The organism is Actinokineospora fastidiosa (assembly GCF_014648415.1).
GTDB classification, from domain to species: domain Bacteria; phylum Actinomycetota; class Actinomycetes; order Mycobacteriales; family Pseudonocardiaceae; genus Actinokineospora; species Actinokineospora fastidiosa.
The window spans coordinates 1,593,253-1,607,386 of record NZ_BMRB01000002.1; the positions used below are offsets into that span (position 1 = coordinate 1,593,253).

Annotated in this window: 17 protein-coding genes and 1 riboswitch; of the genes, 4 read left to right on the top strand and 13 right to left on the bottom strand. The window is 72.1% G+C overall.

The window, feature by feature from the left end:
* Window positions 1-40: 40 nt before the first annotated feature.
* The 11 genes from IEY98_RS17195 to IEY98_RS17245 all read right to left on the bottom strand — a co-directional run bounded on the left by IEY98_RS17195 (window position 41) and on the right by IEY98_RS17245 (window position 8,758).
* Window positions 41-1,402 carry an L-serine ammonia-lyase gene (locus tag IEY98_RS17195; protein WP_189211413.1) on the bottom strand — a complete coding sequence of 454 codons (1,362 nt, stop codon included), beginning with the start codon at window positions 1,400-1,402 and terminating at the stop codon, window positions 41-43.
* Window positions 1,403-1,463: 61 nt separating this feature from the next.
* Window positions 1,464-2,735 carry a serine hydroxymethyltransferase gene (gene glyA, locus IEY98_RS17200; protein WP_189211414.1) on the bottom strand — a complete coding sequence of 424 codons (1,272 nt, stop codon included), beginning with the start codon at window positions 2,733-2,735 and terminating at the stop codon, window positions 1,464-1,466.
* A gap of 2 nt (window positions 2,736-2,737) precedes the next feature.
* Window positions 2,738-3,118, bottom strand: a complete 381-nt coding sequence (gcvH, locus tag IEY98_RS17205) for a glycine cleavage system protein GcvH (RefSeq protein ID WP_189211415.1) — start codon at window positions 3,116-3,118, stop codon at window positions 2,738-2,740.
* A 20-nt stretch (window positions 3,119-3,138) separates the two neighbouring features.
* Window positions 3,139-4,215 carry a glycine cleavage system aminomethyltransferase GcvT gene (gene gcvT, locus IEY98_RS17210; protein WP_189211416.1) on the bottom strand — a complete coding sequence of 359 codons (1,077 nt, stop codon included), beginning with the start codon at window positions 4,213-4,215 and terminating at the stop codon, window positions 3,139-3,141.
* A 255-nt stretch (window positions 4,216-4,470) separates the two neighbouring features.
* Window positions 4,471-4,562: riboswitch (glycine riboswitch) on the bottom strand.
* A gap of 34 nt (window positions 4,563-4,596) precedes the next feature.
* Entirely contained in the window at window positions 4,597-5,319 is a 723-nt protein-coding gene (locus IEY98_RS17215) for an energy-coupling factor ABC transporter ATP-binding protein (protein ID WP_189211417.1), read from the bottom strand.
* A complete protein-coding gene (cbiQ, locus tag IEY98_RS17220) occupies window positions 5,316-6,053 on the bottom strand; it encodes a cobalt ECF transporter T component CbiQ (RefSeq protein WP_189211418.1) in 738 nt (245 codons plus the stop codon). Before cbiQ ends, IEY98_RS17215 begins: the two co-directional genes overlap by 4 nt.
* A complete protein-coding gene (locus IEY98_RS17225; protein WP_189211419.1) occupies window positions 6,050-6,376 on the bottom strand; it encodes a PDGLE domain-containing protein in 327 nt (108 codons plus the stop codon). The genes cbiQ and IEY98_RS17225 overlap by 4 nt, the downstream gene beginning before the upstream one ends.
* Complete coding sequence (locus IEY98_RS17230) at window positions 6,373-7,062, bottom strand: energy-coupling factor ABC transporter permease (protein WP_189211420.1); 690 nt, start codon at window positions 7,060-7,062, stop codon at window positions 6,373-6,375. Before IEY98_RS17230 ends, IEY98_RS17225 begins: the two co-directional genes overlap by 4 nt.
* A 123-nt stretch (window positions 7,063-7,185) precedes the next feature.
* A complete protein-coding gene (locus IEY98_RS17235; protein ID WP_189211421.1) occupies window positions 7,186-8,019 on the bottom strand; it encodes a helix-turn-helix domain-containing protein in 834 nt (277 codons plus the stop codon).
* The gene (locus tag IEY98_RS17240) at window positions 8,016-8,555 is read right to left on the bottom strand and encodes a DUF6879 family protein (protein WP_189211422.1); all 540 of its coding nucleotides are present in this window, start codon (window positions 8,553-8,555) and stop codon (window positions 8,016-8,018) included. Before IEY98_RS17240 ends, IEY98_RS17235 begins: the two co-directional genes overlap by 4 nt.
* Window positions 8,552-8,758 carry a hypothetical protein gene (locus IEY98_RS17245; protein ID WP_189211423.1) on the bottom strand — a complete coding sequence of 69 codons (207 nt, stop codon included), beginning with the start codon at window positions 8,756-8,758 and terminating at the stop codon, window positions 8,552-8,554. The genes IEY98_RS17240 and IEY98_RS17245 overlap by 4 nt, the downstream gene beginning before the upstream one ends.
* 287 nt (window positions 8,759-9,045) lie before the next feature.
* Between IEY98_RS17245 and IEY98_RS17250 the strand changes: the two genes are divergently transcribed.
* From IEY98_RS17250 to IEY98_RS17265, 4 genes are all read left to right on the top strand, one after another.
* Complete coding sequence (locus IEY98_RS17250; RefSeq protein ID WP_229786985.1) at window positions 9,046-9,510, top strand: glycine-rich domain-containing protein; 465 nt, start codon at window positions 9,046-9,048, stop codon at window positions 9,508-9,510.
* A gap of 67 nt (window positions 9,511-9,577) precedes the next feature.
* Window positions 9,578-10,216 carry a class I SAM-dependent methyltransferase gene (locus tag IEY98_RS17255; protein ID WP_189211424.1) on the top strand — a complete coding sequence of 213 codons (639 nt, stop codon included), beginning with the start codon at window positions 9,578-9,580 and terminating at the stop codon, window positions 10,214-10,216.
* Window positions 10,217-10,468: 252 nt separating this feature from the next.
* A complete protein-coding gene (locus IEY98_RS17260; protein ID WP_189211425.1) occupies window positions 10,469-11,155 on the top strand; it encodes a hypothetical protein in 687 nt (228 codons plus the stop codon).
* Window positions 11,152-11,811 (top strand): extensin family protein, encoded by a 660-nt coding sequence (locus IEY98_RS17265; protein ID WP_189211426.1) that lies wholly within the window; start codon window positions 11,152-11,154, stop codon window positions 11,809-11,811. The genes IEY98_RS17260 and IEY98_RS17265 overlap by 4 nt, the downstream gene beginning before the upstream one ends.
* 71 nt (window positions 11,812-11,882) lie before the next feature.
* Here the strand turns inward: IEY98_RS17265 and IEY98_RS17270 are convergent, their stop codons facing one another.
* Together IEY98_RS17270 and IEY98_RS17275 are read right to left on the bottom strand one after the other, a co-directional pair.
* Window positions 11,883-12,956 carry an alcohol dehydrogenase catalytic domain-containing protein gene (locus tag IEY98_RS17270; protein ID WP_189211427.1) on the bottom strand — a complete coding sequence of 358 codons (1,074 nt, stop codon included), beginning with the start codon at window positions 12,954-12,956 and terminating at the stop codon, window positions 11,883-11,885.
* Window positions 12,957-12,979: 23 nt separating this feature from the next.
* The gene (locus IEY98_RS17275; RefSeq protein WP_189211428.1) at window positions 12,980-14,131 is read right to left on the bottom strand and encodes an acyl-CoA dehydrogenase family protein; all 1,152 of its coding nucleotides are present in this window, start codon (window positions 14,129-14,131) and stop codon (window positions 12,980-12,982) included.
* Between the last annotated feature and the right edge of the window lie 3 nt (window positions 14,132-14,134).

Sequence of the window (14,134 nt, forward strand, 5' to 3'; positions counted from 1 at the left end):
GAGGAAACTGGGAGCGCTCTCAGTTCTCGTCAGGCCGTGATCAGCACTCGATCACGTTCAGCGCGAGCCCGCCGCGCGCGGTCTCCTTGTACTTCGTGTGCATGTCGGCGCCGGTCTCGCGCATGGTCTTGATGACCTTGTCGAGGTGCACGACGTGTGTCCCGTCGCCCTGCAGCGCCATCCGGGAGGCGTGGATCGCCTTGGTGGAGCCGACCGCGTTGCGCTCGATGCACGGGATCTGGACCAGGCCGCCGACCGGGTCGCAGGTCAGCCCCAGGTGGTGCTCCAGCGCGATCTCGGCGGCGTTCTCGACCTGCGCGACGCTGCCGCCGCGCACGGCCGTCAGCCCGGCGGCGGCCATCGCGGCCGCCGAGCCGACCTCGCCCTGGCAGCCGACCTCGGCGCCGGAGATCGAGGCGGTCTCCTTCAGCACCACGCCGACCGCGGCCGCGGTGAGCAGGAAGTCGACGACGCCGTCGTCGGACGCGCCGGGGATGAACTTGGCGTAGTAGTGCAGGACCGCGGGGATGATGCCCGCCGCGCCGTTGGTCGGGGCGGTGACGACCCGGCCGCCCGCGGCGTTCTCCTCGTTGACCGCCAGCGCGAACAGGCTCACCCAGTCCATGACGTAGAGCGGGTCGTGCGCGCCGTCCTCGGAGAGCAGCTTCTCGTGCAGCGCCTTCGCCCGGCGCGGCACCCTCAGCCCGCCCGGCAGCACGCCCTCGGCCGCGCAGCCGCGCTCCACGCAGTCGCGCATGACCGCCCAGATGGCCAGCAGCCCGGAGCGGACCTCGGCCTCGGTGCGCCAGGACAGCTCGTTGGCCAGCATGACCCCGGCGACGGACAGCCCCGAGGACTCGCAGTGCGCCAGCAGTTCCGCGGCCGTGCGGAAGGGATAGGCGACCGGCGTGGTGTCCGCGGAGATCACCGGGCCGTCCGCGGAGGACTCGTCCTTCACGAAGCCGCCGCCCACGGAGTAGTAGGTGCGCGCGGCCAGTTCCGCGCCGGAGGCGTCGTAGGCGGCAAACGTCATGCCGTTGGGGTGCAGCGGAAGCGACTTGCGGCGGTGCAGCACGAGGTCGTCGTCGAAGGAGAAGGGGATCTCGTGGGCGCCCAGCAGGGAGATCCGCCCGGACGAGCGGATCGCCTCGACCCGGGCGGGGACGGACGCGGTGTCGACGTCCTCGGGCCGCTCCCCCTCCAGCCCCAGCAGCACGGCCTTGTCGCTGCCGTGCCCGTGCCCGGTCGCGCCGAGCGAGCCGAACAGCTCGCAGCGGACCCGGGCGACCCGGGGGAGATCGATGCCGGAGACGAACATCAGGGCGGCCCGCATGGGGCCGACGGTGTGCGAGCTCGACGGCCCGATACCGATGCTGAACAGATCGAAGACGCTGACGGCCACGACGTTGGGACCTTCCACACTACGCCGGGTGGGGCCGGGTCACGGCCCCACCCGGTCGGGCTCAGCCCAGCTCTGGATAGAGCGGGCGGCGCTTGACCAGCAGGTCCACGCGCTCGCGCAGGGTCTGCTTGGTCGCCTCGTCGAAGTCGGGACGAAGCGCGATGGCGATGATGTCGGCGACCTCGGCGAAGTCCTCGGCGTCGAACCCCCGGGTGGCCAGCGCGGGCGTGCCGATGCGCAGCCCGGAGGTGACCATCGGGGGGCGCGGGTCGAACGGGACCGCGTTGCGGTTGACCGTGATGCCGACCGAGTGCAGCCGGTCCTCGGCCTGCTGGCCGTCCAGCGACGACTCGACCAGGTCGACGAGCACCAGGTGCACGTCCGTGCCGCCCGAGGACAGCTTGACGCCGACCTCGCGGCAATCCGGCCGGGACAGCCGCTCGGCGAGGATCTTCGCCCCCTCCAGCACGCGGCGCTGGCGCTCGGCGAACTCCTCGGACGCGGCGATCTTGAACGAGACCGCCTTGGCCGCGATGACGTGCTCCAGCGGGCCGCCCTGCTGGCCGGGGAACACCGCGGAGTTGACCTTCTTGGCCAGCTCCTTGGTGCACATGACCACGCCGCCGCGGGGTCCGCCGAGGGTCTTGTGCGTGGTGGTGGTCACCAGGTGGGCGTGCGGGACCGGGCTGGGGTGCAGCCCGGCGGCGACGAGCCCGGCGAAGTGCGCCATGTCGACCATGAGCAGCGCCTCGACCGCGTCGGCGATCTCGCGGAACTTGGCGAAGTCGAGCTGGCGCGGGTAGGCCGACCAGCCCGCGATGATCAGCTTCGGCTTGTGCTCGGCGGCCAGCGCGGCGACCTCGTCCATGTCGACCAGGCCGGTGTCCTTGTCGACGTGGTAGGCGACCACGTTGTAGAGCTTGCCCGAGAAATTGATCTTCATGCCGTGCGTCAGGTGCCCGCCGTGGGCCAGGTCGAGGCCCAGGATGGTGTCGCCCGGCTTCAGCACCGCCATCATCGCCGCGGCGTTGGCCTGCGCGCCCGAGTGCGGCTGGACGTTGGCGTGCTCGGCGCCGAAGAGCGCCTTGACCCGCTCGATCGCCAGCGTCTCCACGACGTCGACGTGCTCGCAGCCGCCGTAGTAGCGGCGGCCCGGGTAGCCCTCGGCGTACTTGTTGGTCAGCACCGACCCCTGGGCCTCCAGCACGCCCAGCGGCGCGAAGTTCTCCGAGGCGATCATCTCCAGGGTGTTCTGCTGCCGACGCAGCTCGGCGTCGACCGCCGCGGCGACCTCGGGGTCGACCGTGGCGAGGTCGGCGGAGAAGGAGGTCATGTCTAGCCCTCTTCCTTGGTCAGCTCGGCGTAGCGCTCGGCGTCGAGCAGCTCCAGGTCGCCCGCGACGCGGAACCGGAACAGCCAGCCGTCGCCGAACGGGTCGGTGTTGACCAGCTCGGGGCTGTCGACGACGGCCTCGTTGATCTCGACGACCTCGCCGTCGGCGGGCGCGTACAGCTCGCTGACCGACTTGGTGGATTCGATCTCACCGCACGGCTGACCGGCCGTGAGGTTGTCGCCGACCGCGGGCAGCTGCACGTACACCACATCACCGAGCGCGTTGGCGGCGTATGCGGTGATGCCAACGGTAGCCGCCGCCGGGTCGGCGGCGTCGACCCACTCGTGCTCCTCCGTGTAGGACAGGTTCTGCGGGTTGCTCATGTCGGTGTCGACTCTCCTGGTCAGGCGGGACGCTGGTAGAAGGGCAGGGCCACGACCTCGACGGGGGCCTTCGCGCCCCGGATGTCGACGGTCAACGCCGTCCCCGGAGCGCTCAGCGCGGCGGGGACGTAGGCCATCGCGATCGGGTGCCCGAGGGTCGGCGAGAGCGCGCCGCTGGTGACAGTACCGACCTGGGCGGAATCGGCGTCGAGCACGGAGTACCCGTGTCGGGGGGCGCGCCTGCCCTCCCCGCGCAGGCCGACGAGCGCCCGGTCGGTCTCCTGGCGCTTCTCCAGCGCCGCGCGGCCGACGAACTCGGGCTTCTCGAACTTGACGACGCGGCCGAGACCGGCGTCGAACGGGGTCAGCTCGGCGGTGAGCTCGTTGCCGTAGAGCGGCATCCCGGCCTCGAGGCGCAGGGTGTCGCGGCAGGCCAGCCCGGCCGGGGTCGCGCCGCGCTCGGCGCAGGCTGCCCAGATCTCGGGCGCCTGCGCGGCCGTGGCGTAGATCTCGAAGCCGTCCTCGCCGGTGTAGCCGGTGCGGGCAAGCAGGACGTCGTGGCCCGCGGCGGTGGCGGGCATGCTCGCGTAGTACTTCAGCCCGTCCAGCGTGGCGCCGGTCACCGCGGCGACGATCTCCGCCGACGTCGGGCCCTGCACGGCGATGAGCGCGTACTCCGCGGAGCGGTCGGTGACGGTGGCGTCGAAGTCGGCCGCCCGCTCGGTCAGCGCGGCGACGACGGTGGCCGCGTTGGAGGCGTTGGCGACGACCATGTACTCCTCGTCGGCCAGCCGGTAGACGACCAGGTCGTCCAGCACGCCGCCGTCCTCCGCGCAGAGCATCGTGTAGCGGGCCCTGCCGGGCTTGACCTTGGACAGCGTGCCGACCAGGGCGAAGTCCAGCGCCGCGGCGGCCTGCGGGCCGGTGACGGCGATCTCGCCCATGTGGCTGAGGTCGAACAGCCCGGACGCGGTCCGCACGGCCTTGTGCTCGGCCAGCTCGCTGCCGTACCGCAGGGGCATGGACCAGCCTGCGAAGTCGGTGAACGACGCGCCCAGCGACTGGTGGACCTCGTGCAGCGGGGAGGGTGTGCTCATGGCCTGGCTGGCTCCTTCGGCGCGCGGGAATCGAGACGGCAGCGTGCCACGGTGGACAGGCTGCCGCTGGGTGATGGGAGACGCGGCGAAGGCGGGCGGACTTCGGGCACCAGAGCTCCTGCGGTTCGACGGGTCGGGAGGACCCGCTTCGGTGGCGGAACTCCCCCTCTGTCATCGGCACCTGAGAGCTTCGCCGTCGAGACGGCTTGCACCGTGGGTGAGGCGCTGACCGCGCGCCTGCTTTCCAGAGTGGCCTGGCCTGGGACGGTAGCTTTACCTGAGAGATTCCGGGGAGTTTGCTCCTTCGGTGCCCCGCTCGCTGGCGGAGGCTCTCCCGTCCTGGCTCGTTGCGGCCCTATATGCGGTTGTGCAGGGCAGACACTAGTCCAGGCGGAACCCGAACGGAAGTTCCAACCGGTGCGCGGCCAGCAGCTCGGTGTCGGCGAGCAGGTCGCGGGTGGGTCCGTCGGCCACGACGACGCCGTTGTCGATCAGGACCGAGCGCGGGCACAGCTGCAGGGCGTAGGGCAGGTCGTGGGTGACCATGAGCAGGGTGCGGTCCAAGCCGAGCAGCACCTCGGCGAGCTCGCGGCGGGCCACCGGCTCCAGGTTGGCGCTGGGCTCGTCGAGCACCAGGATCTCCGGGTCGCAGGCCAGGACCGTGGCGAGCGCCACGCGCCTGCGCTGGCCGCCGGAGAGGTGCAGCGGCGAGCGGTCGGCGTGCTCGGTCATCCCGACGGCCGCCAGCGCCTGGTCGACACGCTCGGGGGGCAGGCCGAAGTTGGCCGGGCCGAAGGCGACGTCCTCCCGGACGGTGGGCATGAACAGCTGGTCGTCGGGGTCCTGGAAGACGATGCCGACGCGGCGGCGGATCTCCTTGAGGTTCGGCTTGGCCACCGCCAGCCCGCCGACCTCGACGCGGCCCGCGCCGGGCGTGTGGACGCCGTTGAGGTGCAGGACCAGGGTCGTCTTGCCCGCGCCGTTGGGGCCGAGCAGGGCCACCCGCTCGCCCCGGTCGACGCGCAAGTTGACGCCGAAGAGCGCCTGGTGCCCGTCGGGGTAGGCGTAGGCGAGGCCGTCGACCAGCAGGGCCGGTGGTGTCACAGCGTGCCGACCAGGACGACGGCCGCGGTCGCGGCCGGGACCAGACCGGACAGCCAGGACAGCGGCCGGGCCGGACCGCCCGTGTCGGGCAGCGCGCCCGCGTAGCCGCGCGACACCATCGCCAGATGCACCCGTTCGCCCCTCTCGTAGCTGCTCAGGAACAGTGTGCCGATGCCGCGCGCGGTCGCGCCGACCTGCCACAGGAAGCGGGGGTCGTGGCCGCGGCTGATGCGGGCCAGCCGCATCCGGCGGGCCTCGGCGACGATGACCTCCAGGTACCGCAGCATGAGCGTGGCGATGGTCACGACCACCGACGGCGTGCGCAGCCGCTGCAGGCCGACGACCAGGTCGCGCGGGGTGGTCGTGGCCGCGAGGGTCAGCGAGGCGAGGACGCCGATCGTGCCCTTGGCCACGATGTTCCACCCCGCGAGCAGGCCGCTCACGGAGACCGAGACCCCCAGCACCTCGGTCTCCGGGCCGCCGCCGAGGAACGGCGCGGCCAGCGCGAGCACCACGAACGGCGTCTCGATCAGCGCGCGCTTCGCCATCCAGCCGGGCGGGATGGCCGCGACCACCCACACCGCGGCCAGCACGGCGAGGTACGCGCCGAACGCCCAGTACGCGGTGCGGTCGGTCGCGACGACGCACAGCACGAACGCCAGCGCGCCGACGATCTTCACCTGGGCCGGGAGCCGGTGGACCGGGCTGTCCCCGGGCCGGTGCAGCGGGTTCACCCCCGGGTCGGCGTCCGCCTGCGCAGCAGCCAGAACAGCCCGCCCGCGACGGCGACGGTGATCAGCACGCCGATCACGCCCGCCAGGCCGGTGGTCCCCTCTGCGCCGCTCACGGCGTAGTCGGCCAGCGGGCTCTCGGCGAGGTCGTGGTCGGTGGCGTTCTGCGCGACGCACTGGCCGGTCAGCCCGGCGTCGGTCTCCTCGCAGCCCTGCAGGGTGGCGTGGTCGAGGCCGTCCGGGCTGCTTGAGGCCAAATAGGACACCCCGCCAGCCAGCACCAGGGCGACGATCAGGAATCCGAAGAGGAACGTCCGGTTCTTCACGCCGACACCTCCAGCGGCCGCCGCTCGCCGCGCAGCAGGTAGACCAGGTCGGGCCGGACGGCGGCGATCGCGCCCACGGTCAGTGCGGTGATGATCCCCTCGCCGATGCCGATCAGGCAGTGCACGCCGACGACGGTGGTGGCGATGGTGCCGAGGTCGAACGCGGGGTCGCCGCCGATCGCGTACTCGGCCACGAACCCGAGCGAGGCGACGACCGTGCTGGCGAACGCGGCGACGAACGCGGTCGCCACGAGCCCGCCCCTGCCCTTGCGGACGAGCCCGCGCAGCCCGAGCGCGACCAGGAATCCGACGGCGGTGCCGATGAGCGCGAGGTTGGTCACGTTGGCGCCGAGCGCGCTCAACCCGCCGTCGGCGAACACCAACGCCTGCACGACGAGCACGATCGCGATGCACAGCGCCCCCACCCACGGCCCCACCAGGATCGCCGCGAGCGCCCCACCGAGCAGGTGGCCGCTGACCCCGGGGAGGACGGGGAAGTTGAGCATCTGCACCGCGAAGATGAACGCCGCCACCAACCCGGCCATCGGCGCGGTCCGATCATCCAGCGCGCCGCGCGCCCGCACGAGGGCGAGCAGAACACCGACCCCACCGATGACGAGAAACAACACCGACGCCGGGGCGTCGAGCAGCCCGTCGCTCATGTGCATGGCGAGGGTGGCGGGCATGGCACCTCCCAGTGGGTTTGGGGATCGCCCCAGCTTAGATGCCACGACCTCGCTACCGCCAACATCTGGCCGTAGCGATGTCCTTGCGATCACCCCAAGACTGGCTGGCTACCGTTCGTGGCCCTAGGACGAGCTCGGGATGCGCCGCACCAGGTCGCGGGCGTTCTCGCCCTCGACGGCCACTGTCCACAGCGCGTCGAGCATGCGGTGGTAGAGCGCCAGGTCGTCGGCGTCGTGGACGACCAGCTCGGTGTCGCTGGTCTCGACGATCGCCTGGTCGTCGATGATCCAGAAGCCGTGCAGCGGCACGACGGGAAGTCGCGTGCCGAGCGGGATGACGCCGATGCGGGCGGTGGAGACGTCCAGCAGCGTGGCCAGCCGGTCGAGTTGCCCGGCCATGACGTCGGCCGGGCAGAGCGGGTAGCGCAGTGCCGACTCGGTCATGACGATCTCGATCGTCTTGGCCCGGTCATAGAGCACGGCCTGTCGCCGCATCCGCACCGCCACCGCCTCCTCGACGTCCGTGGAGCGTCCGGCGATCTCGGCGTTGACCGTGAGCACGTGACGGGCGTAGTCGGCGGTCTGGAGAAGGCCCGGCACCAGCGCCGTCTCGAACGCGCGGATGAGGCTCGCCGCGGACTCGATCGTGACGGCGTGCTCCTGGCGGGCTTGGAGGCCTGTGCGTGCCTGCCGCTTCCAACTCGCCGCCGCCAAGCGCAGTTCCCGCGCCTCGGCCGCCAGCCCGGCCGCCTTGGCGCCGGACAGTCCGGTCGCCTCGATCCACGCGCCGATGTCGCTGTCGGTGGCGAGCTGTGCGCCCGTCTCGATGCGGGAGACCTTCGACTGCTGCCAGCCGAGGTGGCGGGCGAAGGCCGCTCCGGAAGCGTGCCCGGCGCGTTCGCGGAGCTGGCGCAGCCGCTCGCCGAAGTCGGCGCGGCGCTGGTCGAGATCGGTCACGGACTCCTCGCGAAGTGGCGGTCGCGGTACTGCGGGTAGGGCGTGGCGTGCTCCCAAGCGAGATCGCGCCACGCCCGGTGCCGGGCCACCGTATCCGTCTCGTTGATCAGCTCAGCACCGCGCCACCGGCCGTCGTCGCCGAAGTGCATCCGGGCGACCAGCCTCCCGTCGAAAAGCCAGAAGTCGTGCTCGGGCAGTCCGAGGGCGCGGGCCTGGCCCTCGGTGATCACGCGGATGTCCTCGCCCGCCTCGACGTTGGCCGGGGTGACGTGCTGCTGCCACCGCAGGTACTCCGTCGGCGGCACGGTGTAGAGCCGGACGCGCTCGAACCGCCGCCCCTCGGCCGCGGCGGCCCGGATGCCGTCGAGCCACCCGGCCATCCACGCCAGGTCGTCGGGCTCGCCCGCGCGCCACTTCCGTAACGGCTCGGCCTCGTAGTCCTCGCAGTAGGCGGGTCGGGCCTCCCACCGGAAGGCCGACCTGGTGAACGTGCGGAACAGCTCGGCGAAGCCGTCCCCGGTGACCAGCCCGGTCATGCGGGCCGGGGCGCGAAGTCGAGCAGGGCGGCCGGGATCTCCACGGCGGTCTCATGGTCGGGCAACCCGCGCTCGCGCAGCGCGGCCAGCGCCTCATCGTCGGTGATCTTGTAGCCCTGGACCACGTAGGTGCCCCGGTCGGTGGCGTAGAGGTTCGGGCACTGGCCCTGCGACGACGTGGTCCCCAGGTGCGTGAGCTTCACGGCAATCTCCACTCGGTCGGCACGAATCTCTCGCATCGTGGTCGCATAGTCCACGCATAGTCAACACCCATTGGAACGGAAAGGACCTGCTGGTTCACACACGCAGTGTGGTCTTCGTGGACCAAATGAGTGCTATGCAAAATCTATGCCAGCTATGCATTGTCAATGCGTGGCGCTTCGGTCACGCTCGCCAGTGTCAACCAACGCTCGCGTCCTAGGCCTCGTCGCCGCCGTCGCCGAGCGCGAACTTCCGCGTCGTCCGACGCGGTGACCTACTGGAGGACGATGTGACCGCTGTGGCAGAGATCGGAGCGGGGGTCGCCGCGCGCGATCCCCGCGAGTGCGTGACCGCCGAGGTCTGGGACCGGGAGGTCCGGTTGATCATGCGGGACCACGGCATGGACCGCGCCCTGGCCGAGCGCACCTTCGGGCAGGTGGTCGCCTACCTGGTGACGTCGGCGGAGAACCCGGACACGCCGATGGGGCCGACGCCGGAGGTCGACAAGGGCGTCCACTCGTTCGTGCTGGACACGCCCCGCTACTGGGACTTCTGCATGCGGCACGCGGGGCGCTACCTGCACCACGTGCCGCACCTGCCCGAGGAACGGGCCTGCCAGCCGAAGGTGCTGCACCAAACCATCCAGGGCATCCGCGCAGCCGGATTCGGCGTCGATGACGAACTCTGGGGCGCTGAGGCGGTGGACTGCCACCAGTGTCACGCGTGTTGCGCGGACAGCCCGACGAGGATGTAGATCGGTCGTACGCTCGCCTCGCGGCCGCACGGCGACGCGAGGCGAGCCCCCGAGGAGAAGGGCGACAGTGAACACACCCGTCGAAGCGTGGGAACGCTATGCCGCGAAGGCCAGCACCCGGCGAGCGGTCAACGCGGCTGGCGCCTCGACGTGGCTCAACTGGACCCAACACCCCGACCACGGACCGGACGAGTCGATCCTCGGCGAGGTCCGCGACAAGCGGGTCATCGAGCTGGGCTGCGGAGCAGGCGCGAACCTGGCGCACCTGGCCACCCTCGGCGCGCACTGCGTCGGCGTCGACATCGTCCCGGGCCGCGTCGCCACCGCCACCCAGACCTGGGGGCACCTGCCGAACCTGGAGTTCGTCGCCGCCGACGCCCTGGAGCACCTCGCCGCCCACCCCGGCCACTACGACATCGTCTACTCGATCTTCGGCGCGGTCTGGTTCACCCCACCGGACACCCTGCTTCCCCTGGCGTGGGCCGCCCTCGTTCCCGGCGGCCTGCTCGCCTTCTCCCACCTGCCCGCGAGCGGCCCGCCACGGGCCGACCGGGTGATCACGAAGTACGACCTGACCATCGATGAGTGGACGGCGACGCTCTCGGCACACGGCTTCGGGCGAACGACCTGCGAGATCATCGCCTCCCCGGAGGCCGCCGCGGACCGGCGCGGCACGCTGCTCGTCCGCGCCCGCCGGGCGTCCTAGGCCGCCGGCGCCTCGCCAACCAGCCAGTGGGAATGTCCTGGGCTGTTCGGGTGATTGAGGGGCGCCGGTGGTGGTTGTTGAGATGTTGCAGACCGCGTGGCAAGCACGTGAGCTTCTTACTCTCGCCGAGGAGCGCAGCAGATGGTCGATCGTCGGTTATGTAGGCGCACTTTCCTCTCCCTGACAGCCGCAACAGCCGCAACCGCCGCCGTCTCCGCTGTTGGCGGTGGTGGTGCAGCCCAAGCGTCCCCCGTGATCGACCGTGCCGCCGGGCCGGTGGGTGGGCGGGTGCTCGCCCTCAGCGGGGGCGCCTGGGTGCTGGCCGACGAGACCGGCGCCGTCCCGACCCGGGGGCTCGACGGGGCGGACGTCATCGCCGTTGCGGCGGGCTTCGTCGCCGTTGGTGCCCACGGTGGCAAGGCCGTCATCTGGGAGTCGGCCGACGGCCTTGACTGGGCCGCGGCCGGCAGGCGCAACGAGCCGCACGCGGTGTTCACCGCGGTCGGGGCGGGGCCGAGGGGGACGCTGGTCCTCGGCTCGCTGCTCTCCGAGGAGGGCACGCCCGTGCGGGCCGTAGCCGCCATCCGCACGCAGTCGCGGGACTGGCTGACGCTGCCGGTGCGGGGGCTCAGCGACGGGCTCGCCGTCACCGCGGTCACCGGGCACGCCGACGGCTGGACGGCCGCCGCCGTCGACCTGCACGGCTCCGTCGTCTTCCACTCCCCCGACGGCATCGCGTGGACCCAGGGCGCCACCGTGCCCGCGAGCGCGGTCCGCGAACTCGTCGGCGACCGCTGGACGGGCAACGCGCTGGATGACACCGCGCCCGTGCGGGGAACCCTCGCAGGCGACCGCGAGGTCGTCGCCGTCCCGCGCGACGCGCACGCCGTCGGCGGCGGCTTCTGGCTCACCCGCGGCACCCTGGTGAGGGAGCGATGATCACCTTCAGCCGCATCGACGGCACCCCCGTCTACTACTGGCGCTCCAACCGGGGCAACACCACCCTGCGCAACTGGCAGTGCACGCAGGCGTTCTACGACTCCCTGGTGCTCTGGATCCGCGACCTGCGCTCGCTGTCCAGCGGGTACGGCAGCATCACCTACCTGGTCTCCGCCGGGTTCTACGTGAACAAGCCCGGCCAGCACGGCGCGGGGACCGCCATGGACCTCGACCACGTGCGCTGGTCCGGCGGCCAGGTCAGCTCGCCGCTGGACCGCCACCACGCCTCCGGCACCCAGTCGCTGCGCCGCCGCTACCTGGCCGTGGACGCCGTCTGCCGCCGCCGCTTCCGCTACGCCCTCGACGGCTGGTACAACGCCGACCACGAGGACCACATCCACGCCGACTTCGCGGGCCTGCCGACCGTCTGCCAGAAGGGCTCCCGCAGCGACACCGTCTTCGTCCAGGCGATGTGCAACAACTTCATGGGCTCCGGCCTGTCCGTCGACGGCGACTGGGGCCCCCTGACCCAGAGCGCCTTCACCACCGCCAAGTCCCGCCTGGGCATCAGCGGCGACCCGCACACCAGCACCACGGCCTGGCGCGCCATGCTCTCCGGCATCGCCCGCCACGGCTTCGCCAACCAGGCCATCTGAACGACGGAGGGCCTGCCCGGGTGCTCACGCCGGGCAGGCCCTCCCCCATCCCAGAGCCCCGATAGCCCTGTCTACGGGATAACGAGCGTCCGCCCGCCACGACCCGCCCGCATCTCGGCGAAGGCGTTCTCGATTCCCGACAGGTCCGTGCGGGCCGTGATCAGCGAGGACGCGTCCAACTGGCCGGTGCGGACCCAGTCGAGCACGCGGGGGACGTCCACGTCGGGGTCGATCTCGCCGTAGACGCAGCCGCTGAGGGTGCGGCCGAACCAGTACAGCTCCAGCGCGCTGAACTCGACCTTGGCCTTCGCCGAGCCGACGCCGACGACCACGACGTGGCCGCCGCGCCTGCTGGCCGACCAGGCAGTGCGGATCGCGGCCGGGTGGCCGACGCACTCGATCACCACGTCCGCGCCGCGCCCGCCGGTCAGGGCGCGCACGGCCTTGCCCGCCTTCTCGTCGGACCGGACGAAGTCCGTGGCGCCGTGGGCCATGGCCAGCTCGGCCTTGTCCTGCACGTCCAGCGCGACGATCGGCCCGGCGCCCGCGATCCGGGCCGCCTGCAGCACGGACAGCCCGACGCCGCCGAGCCCGACGACCGCCACCGACTGGCCCGGCCGCACGCGCGCGGTGTTGAACACCGCGCCCGCGCCGGTCAGCACGGCGCAGCCCAGGACGGCGGCCTCGGCCAGCGGGATGTCGGACGGGATCTTGATCGCGCCGCCCTCTGGCACGATCGTCTCCTCGGCGAAGGCGCCCGCGCCCAGCCCGGGGTACAGCTCGGCGCCGTCGGGCAGGGTCGCGTGCGAGGTGTCCGACCAGTCGGCCCGCTCGCACAGGTGCGGTTCGCCGATTTCGCAGAACCAGCACTCACGGCAGGGCGGCGACCAGTTCAGCAGCACGTGGTCGCCGGGGGCGACGCTGGTCACCCCCTTCCCCACCGCCACGACCGTGCCCGCGCCCTCGTGGCCCAGCACCGCCGGGACGGGCTGGCGCAGCGTGCCGTTGGCCAGCGACAGGTCCGAGTGGCACACGCCCGCCGCCGCGACACGCACCTTCACCCGGCCCGGCCCCGGCTCGCCGACGACGATGTCGGTGACCTCCAGCTGCGTGCCCTGCTCCGCCAGCACCGCGGCCCTGACCATGTGCGCTCCTCCCTGCGTGTGCGTCACCCGAGTGTTCCCGACACCCGCGCGTGCCCCTTCAGCAGGTTGCGGGCGATCGTGCGGCGCTGGATCTCGTCGGTGCCCTCGTAGATGCGCAGCAGCCGCAGCTCCCGGTACCAGCGCTCGACGGGCAGCTCCCGGGTGTAGCCCATGCCGCCGTGGATCTGCAGGACCCGGTCGACGATCTCGTTGGCCTTCACGCCGCCGTACAGCTTGGCCATGGACTGCGCGTGCCGGGAGTCCGCGCCCCGGTCGACCAGCCACGCGGCGTGCAGGACCAGCCAGCGCAGCGCCTCGATCTCCACCGCGGAGTCGGCGATCATCCACTGGATGGCCTGCCGGTCGGCGATGGGCGCGCCGAAGGTCACCCGGGTGCGGGCGTGCTCCATGGCCATCTCGACCAGCCGCTCGCACGCGCCCAGCGCGCGGGCGGGCAGCAGGTAGCGGCCCCGGCCGATCCACTTCATCGCCAGGTCGAAGCCCTTGCCCACCTCGCCGAGCACGTTGGCGCCCGGCACCCGGACGTCCTCGAAGACCAGCGCCGCGGGTCCCCACTCGCCCATGGTGTCGATCGGCTCGGAGCGCCAGCCGTCGGCGCGGTCGGCCAGGAAGCAGGTGACGCCCTCGTCGGTGCGGGCGAACACCATCGCGAAGTCGGCCTCGTTGCCGCCGGTGATGAACGTCTTCTCGCCGTTGATGACCCAGTCGTCGCCGTCGCGGCGGGCCGTGGCGCGGATGGCGCGCGCGTCGGACCCGGCGCCCGGCTCGCTGATGGCGAAGCACGAGCGGCGCTCACCGGCGATCGTCGGCAGCAGGTAGCGCTCGCGCTGCTCGTCGTTGGCGTAGTAGAGGATGTTGTCGGCGTGGCCGCCGAAGCGGAACGGGACGAACGAGCGCCCCAGCTCCGCCTCGATGAGCGCGGTCAGCACCGCGCCCAGCCCCATCCCGCCGTACTCCTCGGGCGTCTGCACGCCCCAGAACCCGGACTCCCTGGCCTTGAGCTGCAGCTCGCGCAGCTCGTCGACGGCCAGGCCCGGCAGATGCGCGCGCTCGCGGCGCAGCACCTCCGGCTCGAGCGGGGCGATCTCCTTGCGCACGAAGGTGCGCACCCAGTCGCGGACCTGGGTCTCCTCGTCCGACAGCGCGAAATCCATGTG

Bases quoted from the DNA above. Each gene is read 5' to 3' on its own strand.
- glyA (WP_189211414.1), bottom strand. From the start codon at position 2,735: ATGACCTCCTTCTCCGCCGACCTCGCCACGGTCGACCCCGAGGTCGCC.
- gcvH (WP_189211415.1), bottom strand. From the start codon at position 3,118: ATGAGCAACCCGCAGAACCTGTCCTACACGGAGGAGCACGAGTGGGTC.
- gcvT (WP_189211416.1), bottom strand. From the start codon at position 4,215: ATGAGCACACCCTCCCCGCTGCACGAGGTCCACCAGTCGCTGGGCGCG.
- IEY98_RS17230 (WP_189211420.1), bottom strand. From the start codon at position 7,062: ATGCCCGCCACCCTCGCCATGCACATGAGCGACGGGCTGCTCGACGCC.
- IEY98_RS17240 (WP_189211422.1), bottom strand. From the start codon at position 8,555: ATGACCGGGCTGGTCACCGGGGACGGCTTCGCCGAGCTGTTCCGCACG.
- IEY98_RS17265 (WP_189211426.1), top strand. From the start codon at position 11,152: ATGATCACCTTCAGCCGCATCGACGGCACCCCCGTCTACTACTGGCGC.
- IEY98_RS17270 (WP_189211427.1), bottom strand. From the start codon at position 12,956: ATGGTCAGGGCCGCGGTGCTGGCGGAGCAGGGCACGCAGCTGGAGGTC.
- IEY98_RS17275 (WP_189211428.1), bottom strand. From the start codon at position 14,131: ATGGATTTCGCGCTGTCGGACGAGGAGACCCAGGTCCGCGACTGGGTG.